This is a genomic window from Agromyces kandeliae (assembly GCF_009674665.1).
Lineage (GTDB): Bacteria > Actinomycetota > Actinomycetes > Actinomycetales > Microbacteriaceae > Agromyces > Agromyces kandeliae.
Window position 1 is genome coordinate 217,704 of record NZ_WKJD01000006.1, and the last position, 17,045, is coordinate 234,748.

General features: G+C 72.2%; 14 protein-coding genes. 4 read left to right on the forward strand and 10 right to left on the reverse strand.

Annotated elements, in window-relative coordinates:
- Positions 1 to 75: 75 nt before the first annotated feature.
- Entirely contained in the window at positions 76 to 1,161 is a 1,086-nt protein-coding gene (gene dxr, locus GJR97_RS03380) for a 1-deoxy-D-xylulose-5-phosphate reductoisomerase (protein ID WP_324613094.1), read from the reverse strand.
- A gap of 23 nt (positions 1,162 to 1,184) precedes the next feature.
- On the reverse strand, positions 1,185 to 1,826 hold the full coding sequence (locus tag GJR97_RS03385) for a 4'-phosphopantetheinyl transferase family protein (protein ID WP_154345097.1): 642 nt from the start codon (positions 1,824 to 1,826) through the stop codon (positions 1,185 to 1,187).
- A gap of 85 nt (positions 1,827 to 1,911) precedes the next feature.
- On the opposite strand from GJR97_RS03385, the gene GJR97_RS03390 reads away from it, so the two are divergent.
- Both GJR97_RS03390 and GJR97_RS03395 read left to right on the forward strand, forming a co-directional pair.
- Complete coding sequence (locus GJR97_RS03390; RefSeq protein ID WP_407643566.1) at positions 1,912 to 2,673, forward strand: lysophospholipid acyltransferase family protein; 762 nt, start codon at positions 1,912 to 1,914, stop codon at positions 2,671 to 2,673.
- An 88-nt stretch (positions 2,674 to 2,761) separates the two neighbouring features.
- Positions 2,762 to 3,676: a hypothetical protein gene (locus tag GJR97_RS03395; RefSeq protein ID WP_154345098.1), complete on the forward strand. Its 915-nt coding sequence runs from the start codon at positions 2,762 to 2,764 to the stop codon at positions 3,674 to 3,676.
- Between the two features lie 19 nt (positions 3,677 to 3,695).
- Here GJR97_RS03395 and GJR97_RS03400 read toward each other — a convergent pair whose 3' ends face one another.
- Positions 3,696 to 4,175, reverse strand: a complete 480-nt coding sequence (locus GJR97_RS03400) for an OsmC family protein (RefSeq protein WP_154345099.1) — start codon at positions 4,173 to 4,175, stop codon at positions 3,696 to 3,698.
- A 102-nt stretch (positions 4,176 to 4,277) separates the two neighbouring features.
- Here GJR97_RS03400 and gabT point away from each other — a divergent pair, with 102 nt between their 5' ends.
- Positions 4,278 to 5,663, forward strand: coding sequence for a 4-aminobutyrate--2-oxoglutarate transaminase (gene gabT / locus GJR97_RS03405; protein WP_154345100.1), 1,386 nt, complete (start codon positions 4,278 to 4,280; stop codon positions 5,661 to 5,663).
- 3 nt (positions 5,664 to 5,666) lie between these two features.
- Entirely contained in the window at positions 5,667 to 6,656 is a 990-nt protein-coding gene (locus GJR97_RS03410; protein WP_324613095.1) for an asparaginase, read from the forward strand.
- Between the two features lie 84 nt (positions 6,657 to 6,740).
- Here GJR97_RS03410 and GJR97_RS03415 read toward each other — a convergent pair whose 3' ends face one another.
- From GJR97_RS03415 to GJR97_RS03445, 7 genes are all read right to left on the reverse strand, one after another.
- The gene (locus GJR97_RS03415) at positions 6,741 to 7,544 is read right to left on the reverse strand and encodes an ABC transporter permease (RefSeq protein ID WP_324613141.1); all 804 of its coding nucleotides are present in this window, start codon (positions 7,542 to 7,544) and stop codon (positions 6,741 to 6,743) included.
- Between the two features lie 95 nt (positions 7,545 to 7,639).
- On the reverse strand, positions 7,640 to 8,551 hold the full coding sequence (locus tag GJR97_RS03420) for an ABC transporter permease (RefSeq protein WP_154345101.1): 912 nt from the start codon (positions 8,549 to 8,551) through the stop codon (positions 7,640 to 7,642).
- Between the two features lie 3 nt (positions 8,552 to 8,554).
- The gene (locus GJR97_RS03425) at positions 8,555 to 9,754 is read right to left on the reverse strand and encodes an ABC transporter ATP-binding protein (RefSeq protein ID WP_154345102.1); all 1,200 of its coding nucleotides are present in this window, start codon (positions 9,752 to 9,754) and stop codon (positions 8,555 to 8,557) included.
- Positions 9,754 to 10,971, reverse strand: a complete 1,218-nt coding sequence (locus GJR97_RS03430) for an ABC transporter substrate-binding protein (RefSeq protein WP_324613096.1) — start codon at positions 10,969 to 10,971, stop codon at positions 9,754 to 9,756. Before GJR97_RS03430 ends, GJR97_RS03425 begins: the two co-directional genes overlap by 1 nt.
- Before the next feature lie 156 nt (positions 10,972 to 11,127).
- Positions 11,128 to 14,079 (reverse strand): FtsK/SpoIIIE domain-containing protein, encoded by a 2,952-nt coding sequence (locus tag GJR97_RS03435; protein ID WP_154345104.1) that lies wholly within the window; start codon positions 14,077 to 14,079, stop codon positions 11,128 to 11,130.
- A 101-nt stretch (positions 14,080 to 14,180) separates the two neighbouring features.
- Complete coding sequence (locus tag GJR97_RS03440) at positions 14,181 to 14,642, reverse strand: FHA domain-containing protein (protein ID WP_154345105.1); 462 nt, start codon at positions 14,640 to 14,642, stop codon at positions 14,181 to 14,183.
- 146 nt (positions 14,643 to 14,788) lie between these two features.
- On the reverse strand, positions 14,789 to 17,029 hold the full coding sequence (locus GJR97_RS03445; protein ID WP_154345106.1) for a transglutaminase-like domain-containing protein: 2,241 nt from the start codon (positions 17,027 to 17,029) through the stop codon (positions 14,789 to 14,791).
- Positions 17,030 to 17,045 lie beyond the last annotated feature (16 nt).

Here is a 17,045-nt window from a genome sequence, read left to right on the forward strand (position 1 = left end):
GACTGTGAACGGGACCCGTGGGCCGACGTTCGGCGCGGCCGCCCGGACGCGGCCGCGCGGGCCGGCCGCCGGCCCCTAGGCCCGCGCGATGCGCAGGTCGGCCGCCCGGCGCGCGGTCCGCTCCGCCTCCGCGAGCGAGTCGACGGTGAGGACGCCCGAGGGCGACTCGTGGGTGTCGACGACCGCCTTCACGGTGTCGACGATCTCCGTGAACCCGATGCGCCCCGCGTGGAACGCGGCGACGGCCTGCTCGTTGGCCGCATTGAACACCGCCGGGTACTCGCCGCCCGCGCGGCCGACCTGCTTGGCGAGCTTCACGGCCGGGAACGCGGACTCGTCGAGCGGCTCGAAGCCCCACTGCTGCGCGCTCGTCCAGTCCAGCGGCTTGCCGGCCGCCGCCACGCGGTTCGGCCAGTCGAGCCCGAGCGAGATCGGGAGGCGCATGTCGGGCGGGGACGCCTGCGCGATCGTGGAGCCGTCCACGAACTCGACCATCGAGTGCACGATCGACTGCGGGTGCACGACCACTTCGATGCGGTCGTAGTCCACCGAGAACAGCAGGTGCGCCTCGATCACCTCGAGGCCCTTGTTCACCAGCGTCGCCGAGTTCGTCGTGACCACGAGCCCCATGTCCCAGGTGGGGTGCGCGAGCGCCTCGGCCGGCGTGACGTCCGCGAGCTCCTCGCGCCGACGACCTCGGAACGGGCCGCCGGAGGCCGTGAGTACGAGGCGCCGCACCTCGTCGTGGGTGCCGGAGCGCAGTGCCTGGGCGATGGCCGAGTGCTCGGAGTCGACGGGCACGATCTGGCCGGGGGCGGCGAGCCGGGTCACGAGGTCGCCGCCCACGATCAGCGACTCCTTGTTCGCCAGCGCGAGGGTCATGCCCCGTTCGAGGGTGGCGATCGTCGGACCGAGCCCGACCGAGCCGGTGATCCCGTTCAGCACGACGTCGGCGTCGACGCTCCGGACCAGCTGCACCGCCTCGTCGATGCCGACCGCGGTGTGCTCGACGCCGAACTCGTCGGCCTGCCGCTCGAGTTCGGCGCGGTTCGACCCGACGGCGAGCCCCACGACGTCGAAGCGGCGCGGGTTCGCTCGGATGACGTCGAGCGCCTGCGTGCCGATGGAACCGGTGGACCCGAGGATGATGACGCTGCGCACAGGGCCACTCTATGGCGCATGCCTCAGCGGCGAGGGAGCAGGGCGACGGATGCCGCGACGCGGCCGGGCACCGCGACGTCCATGATCCGCACGTCACCCCAGCTCGACCCGAGCTCGGGCACGCTCCTCGCGATGCGCGCGTCGCCGTGGTCGTCGCCGGGGAGCGTGAGGGCGATGCGCGAGGGCTCGAGGACCTCGAGGTGGCCGATCGCCCGCAGCAGCGCGGACTTGCGCGCCCACACCTGTGCGCGCACCAGCGCTCGCGCGGAGGGGTCCACGTCGTCGAGCCGTGCCCGCTCGATCGGGTGCAGCGCGGCGGCGTCGAGGGCGGGGGCCGGCTCGTCGGTCGCGGCCTCGATGCCGACTCCGACCGGATGTCTCGTGCCGACGGCCGCGACGACCACTCCGGCGCCCGCCGCCGCGTCCGCGAACCACGACCCGCCCGACGGCGTCGTCGGGTACCGCACGACGGGGCTGCCGTGCCGCACGCCGCACACCGGGCACGCATGGACGAGTTCGACGTCGTCGGCGGGGACGCCGGCCGATGCGGCGAGGTGCGCGCGGAGCACCGATTCGACCCCGGCGCCACGCCTGCCGCCCGCGGCGACCATCACGCGCACCCCGGTGTCCTCCAGCTCGACGACCTCGGCGGATGCGATGTCCATGCGCCCATGATGTCGCACTCGCCCGCGTGCGCCGACCCCGCACCATATTCCGAGGCTCGCATACGGCCTGACGTAGCGTCGGAGGGTGAGTGAGATCGAGGCCGACGCCGTCCCCGCCCCGCGGTCGAAGCCCGGGCCGGTGTACGGGCTCGTCCGGGGCATCCTCCGGCCGCTCGTCCGGATGATCTACCGGCCGACGATCACCGGTGCCGAGCACGTCCCGCGGACCGGTCCCGTGATCCTCGCCTCGAACCACCTGTCCTTCGTCGACAGCATCGTGATCCCGCTCGCCGCTCCGCGTCCGGTGCAGTTCCTGGCGAAGTCGCACTACTTCACGGGCAGCGGGTTGAAGGGGTGGATGTCCCGCACGTTCTTCACCGCCATCGGCGCGGTGGGGGTCGAGCGCGGCGCCGGTGCGCAGGCGCAGGCCGCCCTCGACCAGGGGCGCCGGATCCTCGACTCCGGCAGCGCCTTCGCGCTCTACCCGGAGGGCACGCGCTCGCTCGACGGCCGCTTGTACCGTGGGCGCACCGGAATCGCCTGGCTGGCGCTGACGACCGGCGCGACCGTCGTGCCCGTCGGACTCATCGGCACGCAGGAGATCCAGCCCGTCGGCTCGTCGGTCCCGCGCGTGCGCCCGGTCACGGTGCGCTTCGGCGAGCCGCTCGACCTCAGCAGGCACGGCGCGCCCACGTCGGGACGCGCCCGGCGCGCGGCGACCGACGAGGTCATGGCGGCGATCCACGCCCTCACGGGCCAGGAACTCGCCGACGCCTACAACGAGGCGCCGCCGCACGGCGCGCTCGCGAAGCTCGCCGACCGCGTCGCCCCGCGCGAACGCGTGTAGCCGCGCTCCGGGACCGGGCGCTCGCGACGCGCCGGAGTCGGGGCGCCTTCCCAGCGACCGGTGGGCGGGCGCGGGTATCGTCGGCCCGATGAGGACGACCTCTCGTGCGTGGATCGCGGCGGTCGCAGCGGCCGCGGCCCTGCTGCTGGCGGGGTGCGTGCCGACGACCGGGATCGAGCGCGATCCGACCTCCGCCGATCGACGCATCCCGTCGACCGATCGGTTCGATCCCGGGTTCATCGTGAGCGACGACGCGTTCTACGACTCGACGGCGATGAGCGTGCGCGACATCCAGGTCTTCCTCGAGTCGCGCGACTGCCGGCCCGTCGACGCCGTGCCGTGCCTCGCCGAGTACACCGAGGACGTGGCGGCCGTCCCGGCGGTCGGGCCACGGCACTGCGCCGCCGTCCCGGGCGGCCCGGCCGTCCCCGCGAGCCGCATCATCAGCGAGGTCGCCGCCGCCTGCGGCGTGAGCCCGCAGACGCTCCTCGTGCTGCTGCAGAAGGAGCAGTCGCTGCTCACGAGGCCGAGCGCTCGCGGCTACGAGCGCGCCACGGGATACGGCTGCCCGGACACCGCCGACTGCGACGCGCGCTACTTCGGGTTCTTCAACCAGGTGTACCGGGCCGCGTGGCAGTTCCGGCAGTACACGGCCGAACCCGTCCGGAAGTTCCACGTCGGGACGGTCGACGTCGGATTCCACCCCGACGCCGCGTGCGGCGCGTCGACCGTGCGGATCCGCAACCAGGCGACCGCGAACCTCTACAATTACACGCCCTACCAGCCGAACGACGCCGTCCTCGCAGACCCGTCGGCCGGGGACGACTGCTCGGCCTACGGCAACCTGAACTTCTGGCGCATCTGGAACCGGTGGTTCGGCGACCCGCACGACGAACGCCTCCCGGCGTACTTCCCTCCGTGCTCGCGCCTCGTCGGCGGCTACCCCTGCCCTGCGCCCGCCCCGCCCGGCACCGCGCTCGCGCCGACCCAGTCGCTTCCCTGATCCGCCGTCGTCCCGCCTCTCAGAGGCCGCGGACGAGCGTCGTCGGCTCGTGCCGCACGGGGAAGGCGACGGATGCCGCGATGAAGCACTTCTCGGACGCCTCGTGATGAAGCGACTCGGCGAGCGCGCGCATCGACGGGTCGGCGACCGTGACCCGCGGGCGCAGGACCGCGACCTCGAGGCGACCTCCGCCGCGGCCGTCCTCGCGCATCGTCGCAGTCGCGGCATCCTTGTAGCCGACCACGACGATCCCGTGGTTCACCGCGACATGGAGGTAGGAGAGCATGTGGCATTCGCTGAGCGCGGCGAGCACGAGCTCCTCCGGGTTCCAGCGATCCCGGTCGCCGTGGAAGGCGCGGTCGCTCGATCCGGCGATCTCGTGGAGCTTGCCGGACGCGCGCACGGCATGCTGGCGGCCGTACGACCGGTACGACGTCGTGCCCTCGCCGCGGTCGCCCTGCCACTCGAGTTCGATCGCGTAATGGTGCTCGCCGAGCATGTCGCTCCCTCCCGTGGTGCGGTGCGGACACCGCCCGCCGCCGTCGATCCTGCACCCGGCCGCCGACCTCGCGCCCCGGCCCCGGGTTAAGCTGGTCCGATCATGACTGACACCTGGATCCCCGTCGAATCCGTGCCCGCCGAGTCGGCCGAATCGGCCACCGTGCCGCAGGAGCGACGGATCGTCACCGCCGTCCCCGGTCCCCGCTCGCAGGAGCTCCAGGCGCGCCGCACCGCCGTCGTGTCGGCTGGAGTGTCGAGCGTCCTCCCCGTCTACATCGAGCGTGCGCACGGCGCGGTCCTCGAGGACGTCGACGGCAATCGCTTCCTCGACTTCGGCGCCGGCATCGGCGTGACGACGGCCGGCCACACGCCCGCACGAGTCGTCGAGGCCGCCGCCGCGCAATCGCGCGACGTGCTGCACACGCTGTTCACGATCACGCCGTACGAGGAGTACGTGCACGTCGCGGAGCTGCTCGCCGCGCACACGCCGGGCGACTTCGCGAAGAAGTCCGTGCTCGTGAACTCGGGCGCCGAGGCCGTCGAGAACGGCGTGAAGATCGCCCGCAAGCACACCGGCCGCCGCGCGGTCGCGGTGCTCGACCACGCCTACCACGGGCGCACGAACCTCACGATGGCGATGAACTACAAGGCGATGCCGTACGCGACCGGCTTCGGCCCGCTCGCCGGCGACGTGTACCACGCGCCGAGCTCGTACCCATATCGCGACGGCCTCACCGGCGAGGAGGCCGCGGCCCGCACGATCGGCTACCTCGACAAGGTCGTCGGTGCATCCGACCTCGCCTGCCTCGTCGTCGAGCCGATCCAGGGCGAGGGCGGCTTCATGGTCTACGCCGACGGCTACCTGCCTTCGCTGCAGGGGTGGTGCACGGCGAACGGCGTGGTCATGATCGCCGACGAGATCCAGTCGGGGATGGCGCGCACCGGCGCCTACTACGCGTCGGAGCACTTCGGTTGGACGCCCGACCTGGTGCTCACGGCGAAGGGCATCGCCGCGGGCTTCCCGCTCGCCGCCGTGACCGGCCGTGCCGAGATCATGGACGCCTCGCACCCCGGCGGCCTCGGCGGGACCTTCGGCGGCAACCCGGTCGCGTGCGCGGCGGCCGTCGCCGTCTTCGAGACGATCGAGGAGGAGGGCCTCCTCGCCGAGGCCCGGCGCATCGAGGCCACGCTCACCGCCGGCCTCGAGCGGCTGCGCGCGAAGTACGACGTGATCGGCGACATCCGCGGACGCGGCGCGATGATCGCGATCGAGCTCGTCGAGCCGGGAACCGCCGAGACGACCAAGGCGCCGAACGCGGGCGCGGTCTCCGCGATCGTGGCCCACGCCGCACAGCAGGGCGTGCTGTTCCTGAGTGCGGGCACCTGGGGCAACGTGCTCCGGTTCCTGCCGAGCCTGCGCATGACCGACGAGCTCATCGAGGACGCGCTCGGCGTGCTCGACGACGCGTTCGCGGCCCTCGACTGACCCGTGGGCGAGACCTTCACGGCATCGGCCGCCGCCCAGCTCGCCGTCGTCGAGCGCGGGGGCTTCGTCGAGTCGCGCCACGTCGGCTCCGCCGTCGTCCTCGCGCCCGAGGGCGAGGTGGTGCGCGAACTCGGCGACGCCACCGCTCCGGTGCTCCCCCGCTCCAGCATGAAGCCGTTCCAGGCGCTCGCCGTGATGACCTCGGGGGTCACGCTCCGAGGCGAGGACGCCGCGATCGCGACCGCGAGCCACAGCGGAACGCCGCAGCACGTCGCCCTCGTGCGCGGCCTGCTCGCGCGCGCGAGCCTGCCCGCGTCGGCCCTGCGCTGCCCTGCCGAGTTCCCGACCGACCGCGCGTCCCGCGACGAGCTCGTGCGGACGGGCATGCGACCCGAGCCGATCACGATGAACTGCTCGGGGAAGCACGCCGCGATGCTCCTCGCCTGCCACGCGAACGGATGGCCGATCGGGGACTACCTCGACCTCGACCACCCGCTCCAGAAGCGCATCCTCGACGTGTTCGAGCGCCTCACCGGCGAGCGGCCGTCGGCGACCGTGATCGACGGCTGCGGCGCACCGGTCCACGCGGTGGGGCTCACCGCGCTCGCGCGGGGCATCCAGAAGATCGCGTCCTCGTCGACGTCGTCGCCGTTCGCGCTGTTCCGCGAGGGCGCCGCGCTGGCCGAGGGCGTGCGGGCGAACGGGTGGGCGATCGCCGGTCCCGGGCGACCCGACTCGGTCGCGATCGACCACCTCGGCGTGTTCTCCAAGTTCGGGGCCGAGGGCGTCCAGGTCATGACCGCCCCCGACGGCACCACCGTCGCGCTCAAGATGCTCGACGGCTCGCCCCGCGCGTCCGCCGTCGTCGCCGCACGGCTCCTCGTCGGGGCCGGCTCGCTCGAGGCGTCCGCCGTCGATGCCATCGAGCCGGAGCTTGGTCTCGAGGTGCTCGGCGGCGGGCGCGTCGTCGGACGCATCCGCGCCACGGTCTAGCATCGATCGGGCTCGACGGCCCGCTCGTCGAAGCGGAGAGGCCGCGACCCGTCGGGTCGCGGCCTCCCTCGTCGGGCGCGCCGGTCAGGTCATCTCGGCTGCGAGCCGCTTCGCGCGTGCCGCACGCGACACCTGCGCGATGACGACGATCGCGAGCGCGACGATGAACACCGCCGATGCGATCACGTTCGCCTCGGCCGGGATGCCGCGGGACGCCGAGATGTAGATGTACTTCGGGAACGTCGTCACCGAACCGGAGTTGAAGTTCGTGATGATGAAGTCGTCGAAGCTCAGTGCGAACGACAGCAGCGCGGCCGCCATGATGCCGGGCGTCAGCAACGGGAACGTGATGCGCCAGAACACCTCGCGCGGCGAGCCGTACAGGTCGCGCCCGGCTTCCTCGAGCGCCGGGTCGAGGCTCGCCACGCGGGCCTTGACCGTGACGACGACGAAGCTGATGCAGAACATCGTGTGCGCGAGGATGATCGTCAGCATGTCCTTCGGCACGCCGACGGCGAGGAACTGCGCCGCGAGGCCCGCGCCGAGGACCACCTCGGGCGTCGCCATCGGCAGGAACAGCAGGAGGCTGATCGACGAGCGCGCCCGGAAGCGGTACCGGACGAGCGCGATCGCGATCATGGTCCCGAGGGTCGTCGCGACCACCGTCGACACGAGGCCGATGATGATGCTGTTCCCGAAGGCCTCGCACACCGCTCCGCCCTCGACGTTGCAGACGTTCAGCCACTTGTCGAAGGTGAACCCTCGCCAGGCGATGTTCGACTTCAGCGAGTCGTTGAACGAGAACACGAAGGTGTACGCGATCGGGATCAGCAGGAAGATGAACGCGAGCGTGACGTAGACCGGCAGCAGCCAGTCGCCGAGCCCGATCCTGCGTCGACGCGGCCGCTGCGGCCCGCGCCGGTCCTCGAGCTCCTCGCTCTCGGTGAGGCCGCCGAGGACGGCGGCCGCCTGGACTTCGCCGCTCACAGCAGGTCCTCCGTTCCGGATCGCTTCACGTAGATGCCGACGAGCACGAGGATCGCCGCCATCAGGACGATCGAGAGCGCCGCGGCCGCCGGGTAGTTCAGCAGCACGAGGAAGTTCGCCTCGATCACGTTGCCCATCATCTGGGTGTCCGGACCTCCGAGGAAGTCGCGGCTCGCGTTGATGTAGTCACCCGCCGCCGGGATGAACGTGAGCAGCGTTCCGGCGACGATGCCCGGCATCGAGAGGGGGATCGTGACCTTGCGGAACACCGTGAACGAGTTCGCGTACAGGTCACTGCCCGCCTCGAGGTACCGCGTGTCGAGTCGCTCGAGCGCCGTGTAGAGCGGCAGGGTCATGAACGGGATGAAGTTGTACGTCAGGCCGAAGACGACGGCGAACGGCGTTCCGGCGAAGTACGCGTCCGGTGCGAGCAACGAGAGTGCCTTGAGCGACGTGATGATCAGCGACTCGTCCGACAGGATCTGCTTCCACGCGAGCGTGCGCAGCAGGAAGCTGATGAAGAACGGGGCGATGACGAGCACCAGCAGCAGGCTCTGCAGGAGCGGACGACGCCGCGCCTTGACGCCGATGAAGTACGCGATCGGGTAGCTGAACAGGAGCGCGAACACCGTGGCGAGCAGGGCGTAGCCGAACGAGCGGAGGATGTGCGGCCAGTAGCTCTCGATGACGGCGACGTAGTTCTGCCAGTTGAACGCGTAGTCGTAGACCCCGATGTCTCCGAACTCGCTCGGGGCCTGCAGCGAGGTCAGGATCAGCGAGATCAGCGGCGTGAGGAAGAACAGGACGAGGTAGAGGATGCCGGGGAGGAGGAGGAAGAGCGCGATGGGGCTCTTCCTCCGTGCCGTCTGCGGCTGCGCCTCCGTCGTCGCGAATGCTGCGAAGGCCATGGCTCAGCTGCCCTCGAGCTCCGTGAGGAGCGCCTCCCGGCGCTGCACCGCGATCGACTGCGTGTCGGCGTCCGCCGGGAACCGCGACGATTCGTCGGGTTCGTCGGAGAGTCCGAAGCCGTGCTCGACGTCCCAGCTGAGCCAGACCTCGGAGCCCTCGTGGGCGACGGGACCGAAGCTCATGTTCTGGGCGAACACCGAGATCGTGGCCACGCCCGGAACGGCGACGATGTACTCGGTGCTGACCCCGGCGAACGAGACGTCGATCACCCGGCCGGGCCCGAGCAGGTTGCGACCGGCGACTTCGTCGGGCTGCTCCGCGTGGAGCGTGACCTTCTCGGGCCGGACGCCCACCGTGACGAGCCCCTGGTGGCGCTGCGCGCGCGCCGTCGCGATCGTGATGCGGTGGCCGGCCGCATCGACGGTCATCGCCGTGTCGGTCGTGCCGACGACGTCTCCGGTGAACAGGTTCGACTTGCCGAGGAAGTTCGCGACGAACGCGGTGCGAGGCAGCTCGTAGAGCTCCTCGGGCGCGCCCATCTGCTCGATCGCGCCCTTGTTCATGACCGCGACCGTGTCGGCCATGGTCATGGCCTCCTCCTGGTCGTGCGTGACGTGGAGGAAGGTGAGGCCGACCTCCTCCTGGATCGTCTTGAGCTCGAGCTGCATCTGACGTCGGAGCTTCAGGTCGAGCGCGCCGAGCGGCTCGTCCAGCAGGAGCAGCGCGGGCCGGTTGACGATCGCTCGGGCGAGCGCGACGCGCTGCTGCTGCCCGCCGGAGAGCTGCGCCGGACGTCGCTGCGCGAGGTGGTCGAGCTCGACGAGCTTCAGCGCCTCGTGCGCCTTGGACTCGGCGTCTCCGATTCGGCGGCGCTTCAGGCCGAACGCCACGTTGTCGATGATCGACATGTGCGGGAAGAGCGCGTAGCTCTGGAACACCGTGTTCACGGGGCGCTGGTGCGCCTTCGTGTCGGTGACGTCCTTGCCGCCGATGAGGATGCGACCGGCGGTCGGCTCCTCGAGCCCGGCGACGAGGCGGAGGGTCGTCGTCTTGCCGCAGCCGGACGGGCCGAGCAGTGCGAAGAACGACCCGGCCGGGATCGTCAGGTCGAGCTCCTCGATCGCCGTGAAGCCCGGGAACCGCTTCTGGATGCCGACGAGCTCGAGGTCGGCGCCGCTCTCGGCGAACTCTCGGATCGACATCACGAACCCAGGAGGATCTGCTGGAACTGCGTCTGGTACTTCTGCTCCTCGGCACCGGAGAGCGCGCGGAAGATGAACGCGTTCGAGAGCGTCTCCTCGTTGGGGAAGATCAACTGGTTCTCGGCCAGCTCGGGGTCGATCGCGACCGCGGCCTCCTGCGCCCCGACGACGGGCGTGATGTAGTTCACCCACGCCGCGACCTCGGCCGCGACCTCGGGCTCGTAGTAGTAGTTGATCAGCGTCTCGGCGTTCGCCTTGCGGGGGGAGCCGATGGGGATCAGGAAGTTGTCGTTCCACAGCGTTCCGCCTGCCGCGGGAATGGCGAACTGCCACTTGTCGCCGGCCTCGGCGTTCAGGACCGTGATGTCGCCCGACCAGCAGATGGCCGCGAGCGTGTCCTCGCTCTTGAGGTCCTCGAGGTAGGAGTTCCCCTTGATGTTGCGGATCTGGCCGTTCGCGACCTGCTCGTCGAGGATCTCGATCGCGGCATCGAACTCGGCGTCGCCCCAGTCGGGGCTGGCGATGTCCACGCCGTTCTGGAGCATGATGAGCCCCATCGTGTCGCGCATCTCGGAGAGCACGCCGACACGGCCCTTCAGCTCGGAGCTCCAGAGGTCCTGGACGGTCTCGAGACCGCCCGGCACCTTCTCGGTGTTCCAGCAGATGCCGGCGAAGCCGCCCTGCCACGGGAGCGAGTGGGCGCGGCCCTCGTCGAAGCTCGGGTTCGCGAGCGCGGGCGCGAGGTTGGCGATGTTCGGGATGTTCCCGTGGTCGAGCTCCTGCGTGTACCCGAGGCGGATCCAGCGCGAGACCATCCAGTCGGTGAGGCACACCGTATCGGCCCCGATGTCCTGGCCCAGCGCGAGCTGGTCCTTGACCTTGCCGTAGTACGTGTTGTTGTCGTCGACCGCGACCTCGTAGTTGACCTCGATGCCGGTCTCCTCGGTGAACCGGACGAGCGTGGGGTAGTTCCCGTCGTCGTCCTCGTCGATGTACGCGGCCCAGTTGGCCCAGTTGAGGGTCTTGTCCGTGTCGGACGTGTCCGTCGCGGCGGTCGGCCTGGCCTGGCCGCCGCCGGTCGAGCAGGCGGCGAGCGCGAGCGCGGATGCGCCGGCTCCCGCTCCGGCGAGCAGGCCGCGGCGCGTCAGCTGCGCCTGGCGGGCCTGCGCGACGAGGGCGCGGACGACGGGGTCCTGGGGAAGGGGACGGCTGCTCACGAGGTCTCCAATCGACATGCATGCGCGTGCAGGGGTGCGAAGATACTGACACACTGCGTGGCGGAACGCAGCAGATGATGTCCAAATCGTTAATTTCTGCGAACATCACGCACGGAATCAGTACCCATTCAGGCTTTCGACGGACGGAATCCGTCGTCATTCGGTCGGCCATGCCGCGCGTTCCGTCGTCCGGTCGGTGCGGATGCGCCAGCACTGGTCGCGATCGACGTCGAGGAGCGGCGGGAGGCCGGCGTCGCGGACCACGGCGCGCAGTTCCCGACTCCCTCCGTGGACCACCAGCTCCGCCCTCGCCCGCGCGGTGGCCGCGAGGCTCCAGTTCGCCGTCCAGGCGTCGGCGTCGCCGACCACGATCACGCCGCCCGCAACGGACGACCCGTCGATCGCGTGCTGGGCTCGCAGCACGGCGTCGGGGCCGTCGGCGAGGCGGATGAGTTCGGTCCCCGGGGCGATCCGACCGATCCTGTCGGCGTCGGCACCCGGTCGCGCGGAGACGAGCGCCACCGGGCGCGCGATGTCGAGGCGAAGCGGTGGCGCCTCGATCCTCGGCGCGACCGCTGCCGTGCGGTCCGCGCGCAGGAACTGCGCCGCGTGTCCGAGCCACTGACCGGCGCCGGGAGGCGCGTCGGCCCGATGCAGGCGGCCGTCGCCGCCGGCGTGCACCAGGTCGGCGCGACTCGGGTGCCGCAGCAGCACGTGCCGCGTCACCGCGTCCCTGAGTCCCGGGCCGAGCGCGGCGGTGCGACCTGCCGCGAGGGCGAGTGCGGGCCCTCCCCCGCGGGCGAACCGCATGAGCTCCGCGAGCGTCTCCAGCGCGGCGAGGCGATGCTCCTCGGGCCACCCCGAGAAGCACAGGTCGACGTCGTCGACCACCACGAGTCGCACGGCCCGTCCCGGTTCGTCGGACCGATCCGATCCCGCCACGTGCCGTCGGATCATCGCGAGCGCATCCCACACCACGCTGCGGGTGCCCTCGAGGCGCAGCACGGCGGCCTCGCCGCGGCGACCCGCGACCTGGGCCGCGATCGCGTCCAGGAGGGCCGTCCGCCCGGACCCCGGTGCACCGAGCACCATGAGCGGGCCGTCGACCTCGGGGGTCCACTCCACCGCAGCACGACGCTGGGCCGCAGGCTCATCGGCGACACCGAGGAGCAGCCGACCCGACGCGATCGGGTCGGCCCGGGCTGCGTCGACCGCGCCCGCGCCGAGCACCGCGTCGACGTCATCCAGGGTGATGCACGGCGGCAGCGGATCGAGCCACGGCCGGCGCGGCGGCGCTGCCCGGGCATGCCCGGCGGCGACCCGGGCGATCACCGCCCGGTCCGCGAGCGCCGACTGGAACTCGACCACCCGAGCATCACCGACATCCACGAGCGCACGCCCGGGGCGTGCCGGATCGAGCCGAGCCGCGCGCTCGACGCCGAGCACCGCGACGCTGTCCGCGCGCTCGAGGACGCGCAGCGACACGCGGATGCCGCAGTTGGCGCTCACCTGCTCGCGGACGACGCCGTTCGGGCGCTGTGCCGCGAGCACGAGGTGCACGCCCAGTGATCGACCGCGCGCCGCGACATCCGCCATGACCGCGCCGAGTTCGCCGAAGCGCTCGATCATCGCCTGGAACTCGTCGACGACGACGACCAGTCGCGGGAGCACGGCCTCAGCGGGCAGCTCCACGATGCTCCGCACGCGTGCGGCGGCCAGCACCCGCTCGCGATGACGCAACTCCGCCCGGATGCTCTCGACCGCACGGGCGGCCTCGTCCTCGTCGAGATCGGTGACCAGGCCGGTCACGTGCGGCAACCCGCGCACCGGCTCGAACGACGCTCCGCCCTTGAAGTCGACGAGCAGGAACGCCACCCGGTCCGGCGCGTAGCGTGCGGCCATGGCCGCGATCCACGCGACGAGCAGTTCGCTCTTTCCACTGCCGGAGGTCCCCGCGACCAGCGCGTGCGGGCCCGAGACGAGGTCGATCACGAGCGGGCCGGCGGTGCCGACGCCGACCGTCGCGGCGAGGCTCGATCGGTCCGCAGTCGGATCCGGGGCGGGCAGGAGCTCGCCGAGTCCGATCGAGTCCGGCAGGACCGGCGGACCCGATGCGACGCCGGCACGCGCCGCGACCCGTGCGAGCCGATCCGCCGCGCTGCGCGCCTCGGCCGTCGAGAGGAGTTCGGGCTCGATCGCGCGCGGGGCGGCGCCGGTGACCTGGACGAGCGCGTGCCGGGGTGCCGTCACGTGGACGACGCTGCGCAGCCCGGGCGGGAGGCACGCCGCGTCGGATGCGATCGCGATCAGGTCGCCATCGCCGTCGTCACGGGCGTCCGCTCGAACACGCGTCGACGCCGCGTCCGCGCGCTCGCACGCGGGATCCGTCTCGACGACGCGGAGGACGGCGGCGCCGTGCGTCGAGGCCCGATGCGGCAGGACGGTGAGCCAGTCCCAGGCCGCCGGGGGCCCGATGACGCGGCAGTTCGCCGGGTCGGTCGCCTCTGCGACGTGCAGGACCGCGGCGCGAGCCGCCGCTCGGGCGAGCGCGGGCTCCCCGATGAAGCCGATGCCGCCCTCGAGCGTCACGCGCACGGGTGCGTCCGCGAGCAGTGCGGCCTCGGCGACCATGCGGAGGGCATCGGCATCCTCGCCCGGCGCGCCATCGACCGACACGCGGCTCGCGACCGTTCCAGACCCGACCACCACCGCCTGCGGCGGCGTCGAGGACCAGACCGGAGCGCCGCGTGCCGGCAGCGAGCGCACGGCGGGCGTCTCCCGCCAGGCCGCCGCTCGCTCGAGGTCGTGACGCCGTGCCACCTCAGACCTGACCCGGCCGAGCGCCTCTTCGCGCTCGACGCGCTGCATCCGACGCGCCCGTCGTGCGGTCCGTCGCGCGTCGAGCGTGGCGGCGATGGCGACGAGCGGGCCGAGCGCGGCGAAGGCCAGCGAGAGGGCCGACCCGGTGAACGCCCAGATCGCGACCGCCCCGGCGACCGGCGCGGCGGACGCGATCCACGGGAACGGCGGACGCGGCGGCTCGGGCGGGACTGGAGGGAGGTGGAGCGCCGGCAGTGCGTCGAGACTCGTCGCTGCGGCATCCGTCATGTTCCGAGCAGACCAGACCCCGGGCGGGGCCTTCGGATCGCTTCGGCATCGCGCGGATTCCCGAGACGGCGCGGCCGCCCGTGGAGGACGGGTCGGCCGGGTCAGGCCACGACGAAGGCCTGCTCGCCGATCTCGACGCGACTGCCCCTCGGGACGAGCACGCGACGTCCCGGCTCGCACCGGACACCGCCCTCGCCCGGCCGCCGGACGACGGTGCCGTTCGCCGAGAACCGATCCGCGACCCACAGGTCGCCCTCGTGCTCGCCGAACTCGAGGTGGGTCTTCGAGACCGACAGCCCCCGATCGACGATCTGCACGAGGTGGTCGAACGACTCCCCCGGCTCGGCGAGCGGGCGGCGCCCGACGAGCCCGCTGCCCCGGATGGTCACCACCTCGCCGGTCGTGAAGGTCAGGACGAAACGGGCGGACGACCCCGTCTCGGACTCGGTCGGCGGCGCCGACGCGTCCGGCGCCGACGACTCCGCGTGCACCTCGGGAGCGTGGACGTCGTCGGCGTCCCGCTCCCCGTCGTCGGCGGTCTCGCCGAGCGGGACGCTCAGCACGCCGGAATCGGAACGGCGGATGACGTACGTGTCTCCCGGCCGGGGGTCGAGCGGCCGCCGCGATTCGGGCGTCGCGGAGGTCGAGCTTCCGCACTCGCCGCAGAACATCGCCCCGTCGGGCAACGTCGCATCGCAGATCCGGCAGTTCACGTCCCGGCTCCCTTCCGCGAGCCAGCGTACCCGCCGAGCGACCCGATCGAGACGCGCGCCCGCGCCCGTTCCAGCCAGGAGCGCGGCTCGTCCATGCGTCGCTGCAACTCGCCGACCGCGGCCCAGACGCGTTCGTCGTCGCCGTCTCCGGGCCCGTCGGGCCCGAACACGGCCCGATCCACCACCGAGGCCAGCACCGCGGGGCCCAGGCCGCCGACGACGGCCGCCTGCTCGGCGCGCGTCGCAGTCTGCGTCATCGGGTAGCCGTAGTCGGTCGCCTGGTCGGCGAACTCCTCCCAACCGCCCTCGATGCGCTCCTCGAGCGTCCGCGCCCGTCGGCGCAGGCGACGTCGACGGGCCTTCGCAGCGACGACCGCGAGGAACGGGCTGGCCAGCAGCGCGAGCGCGGCGAGCACGATGCCCGCGATGCGCAGGACGGCCAGGATCGCGTCGAGCCATCCCGCACCCCGATCGGGATCGTCGGAGCCCGAGTCCGGCTCGGCGGCGAGGTCCTCGACGGGCGTCGGGTCCTCCGGGGGCGGGAGGGCGGACTGCGGCCGCGAGACCACCGTCGGTTCGTCGGGCTGCCGCTCCGGGATCGGCCTGACCTCGGGATTCGGGTCGACCGCGATCCACGCGCCGTCGTCCGCCTGGACCTCGATCCAGGCCTGCAGGTCCGGGCTGCGGAAGGTCACCTCGCCGTCGTCGGCCGCGTCGTCGCCGGACGGGAGATAGCCGACCACGACGCGCGCCGGGAAGCCGATCGACCGGGCGAGCATCGCCGCCGCGACGGCGTACTGCTCGCCGTCGCCGACCATGGGCTTCGCAGTGGCGAGCTCCGCGATCCGGTCGAGGGCGTGGCCGGAACGACTGGGCACGTCTTCCTCGCCGATGCCGTGGCTCACGTACCCCTCGCGGTGGAAGCCCTCGACGACGCCCGCGAGCCGCACGCCGGGCTCGTCGGACGATCTCGTCCAGCGGTCCAGCAGCCTGAGCAGCGCGTCCGGTGGATCCGGGGAGTCGGGGAGGACGGCGCCGCCCGGACGGAGTTCGGCGAGGTCGACCGGTTCGATCCAGGCGATCGAGTCGGCCGCGTACCGATCCTCCCGTTGGAGGCCGGACCGCACCCCCGCGGTTCCGGTCACGTCGTTGTAGGCGAACTCGTCCTCGAGGGTGCTCGCCCGCGCGCCCGCGAAGGCGATCCGCTCGAGCTGGCCGACACCGGGCACCCAGACGTCGTCGTACGCGAGCACGGCGACGTCGAGCCGAACCTCCTCGCCCGGCGTCGCGGACTGGTCCAGTCGGTAGGGCAGCCGCGAGAACTGCCCGGATGCCCCTGAGCGGTCGCTGTCGCCGACCGAGTAGACGATGCCGTCGTAGGTGTCGAGCGTGGCGATCCGCAGCCCCGCGCCGGCGGGCAGGCCCGTGACCCGGAGCATCTCGACGTCGGCGACCTCGGGCTCGAACGCCGCCCTGAACGCCGCGAGCGGACTGTCGTAGTCGCTCGGCTCGAACGGCGGGCGCAGCTCCGCACGGACGACGTCTCGCTGCCCCGTCGGGAGCACGAACGTGGCCGCGGTCGCGCCCACGAGGGCGACGGCCGCGACGATCGTCGCGCCGATGATCCGCCGCACGTCCACGAGTGCGGATTCGCCGGACCGGTCGACGACGGCGGCCCGGCGCTCCGCGATGCCCACCCTCACGAGCCAGGCGATCGAGGCCACGAGGAATGCGACACCCGCCTCGAAGGCCACCTCGTCGTGCACGACACCGAGCACGATGCCGACGACGAGCAGCAGGGCGGGAGGGAGCAGCGCCGACGAGGGTCGAGCCGTGCGCAACGCGATGGTCACGGCCGTCGCCGTGACGATCAACCCGAGGAGGAAGGGCGGGACGAGCAGCGACTGGTAGGAACCGACCGGGACGGAGATCGTCACGAGCTGCTTCCAGGACAGCGCCACCGCGGCGACGAGTTCCACGAGTCCCTCGGCGGTCGGCAGGACCTCCGCGTATGCGCTGGACGGGACGGCCACGGGCACTCCGAGCACGAGGTAGGCGGCCGCGATCGCGGATGCGACCGCCCAGGAGGGCCAGGCCCACACCGCTCCGGCGAAGCCGATCGCCGCTCCGGTGATGATCGCCACCCCGGCGGCGTGGACGAACGCCGGGCTCTCGTAGATCGGCCACCACGGGAGCATGGCCGTCGCCGCGACCGCCACGATCATGACCGTGCTCACGATCGCGGAACCGAGG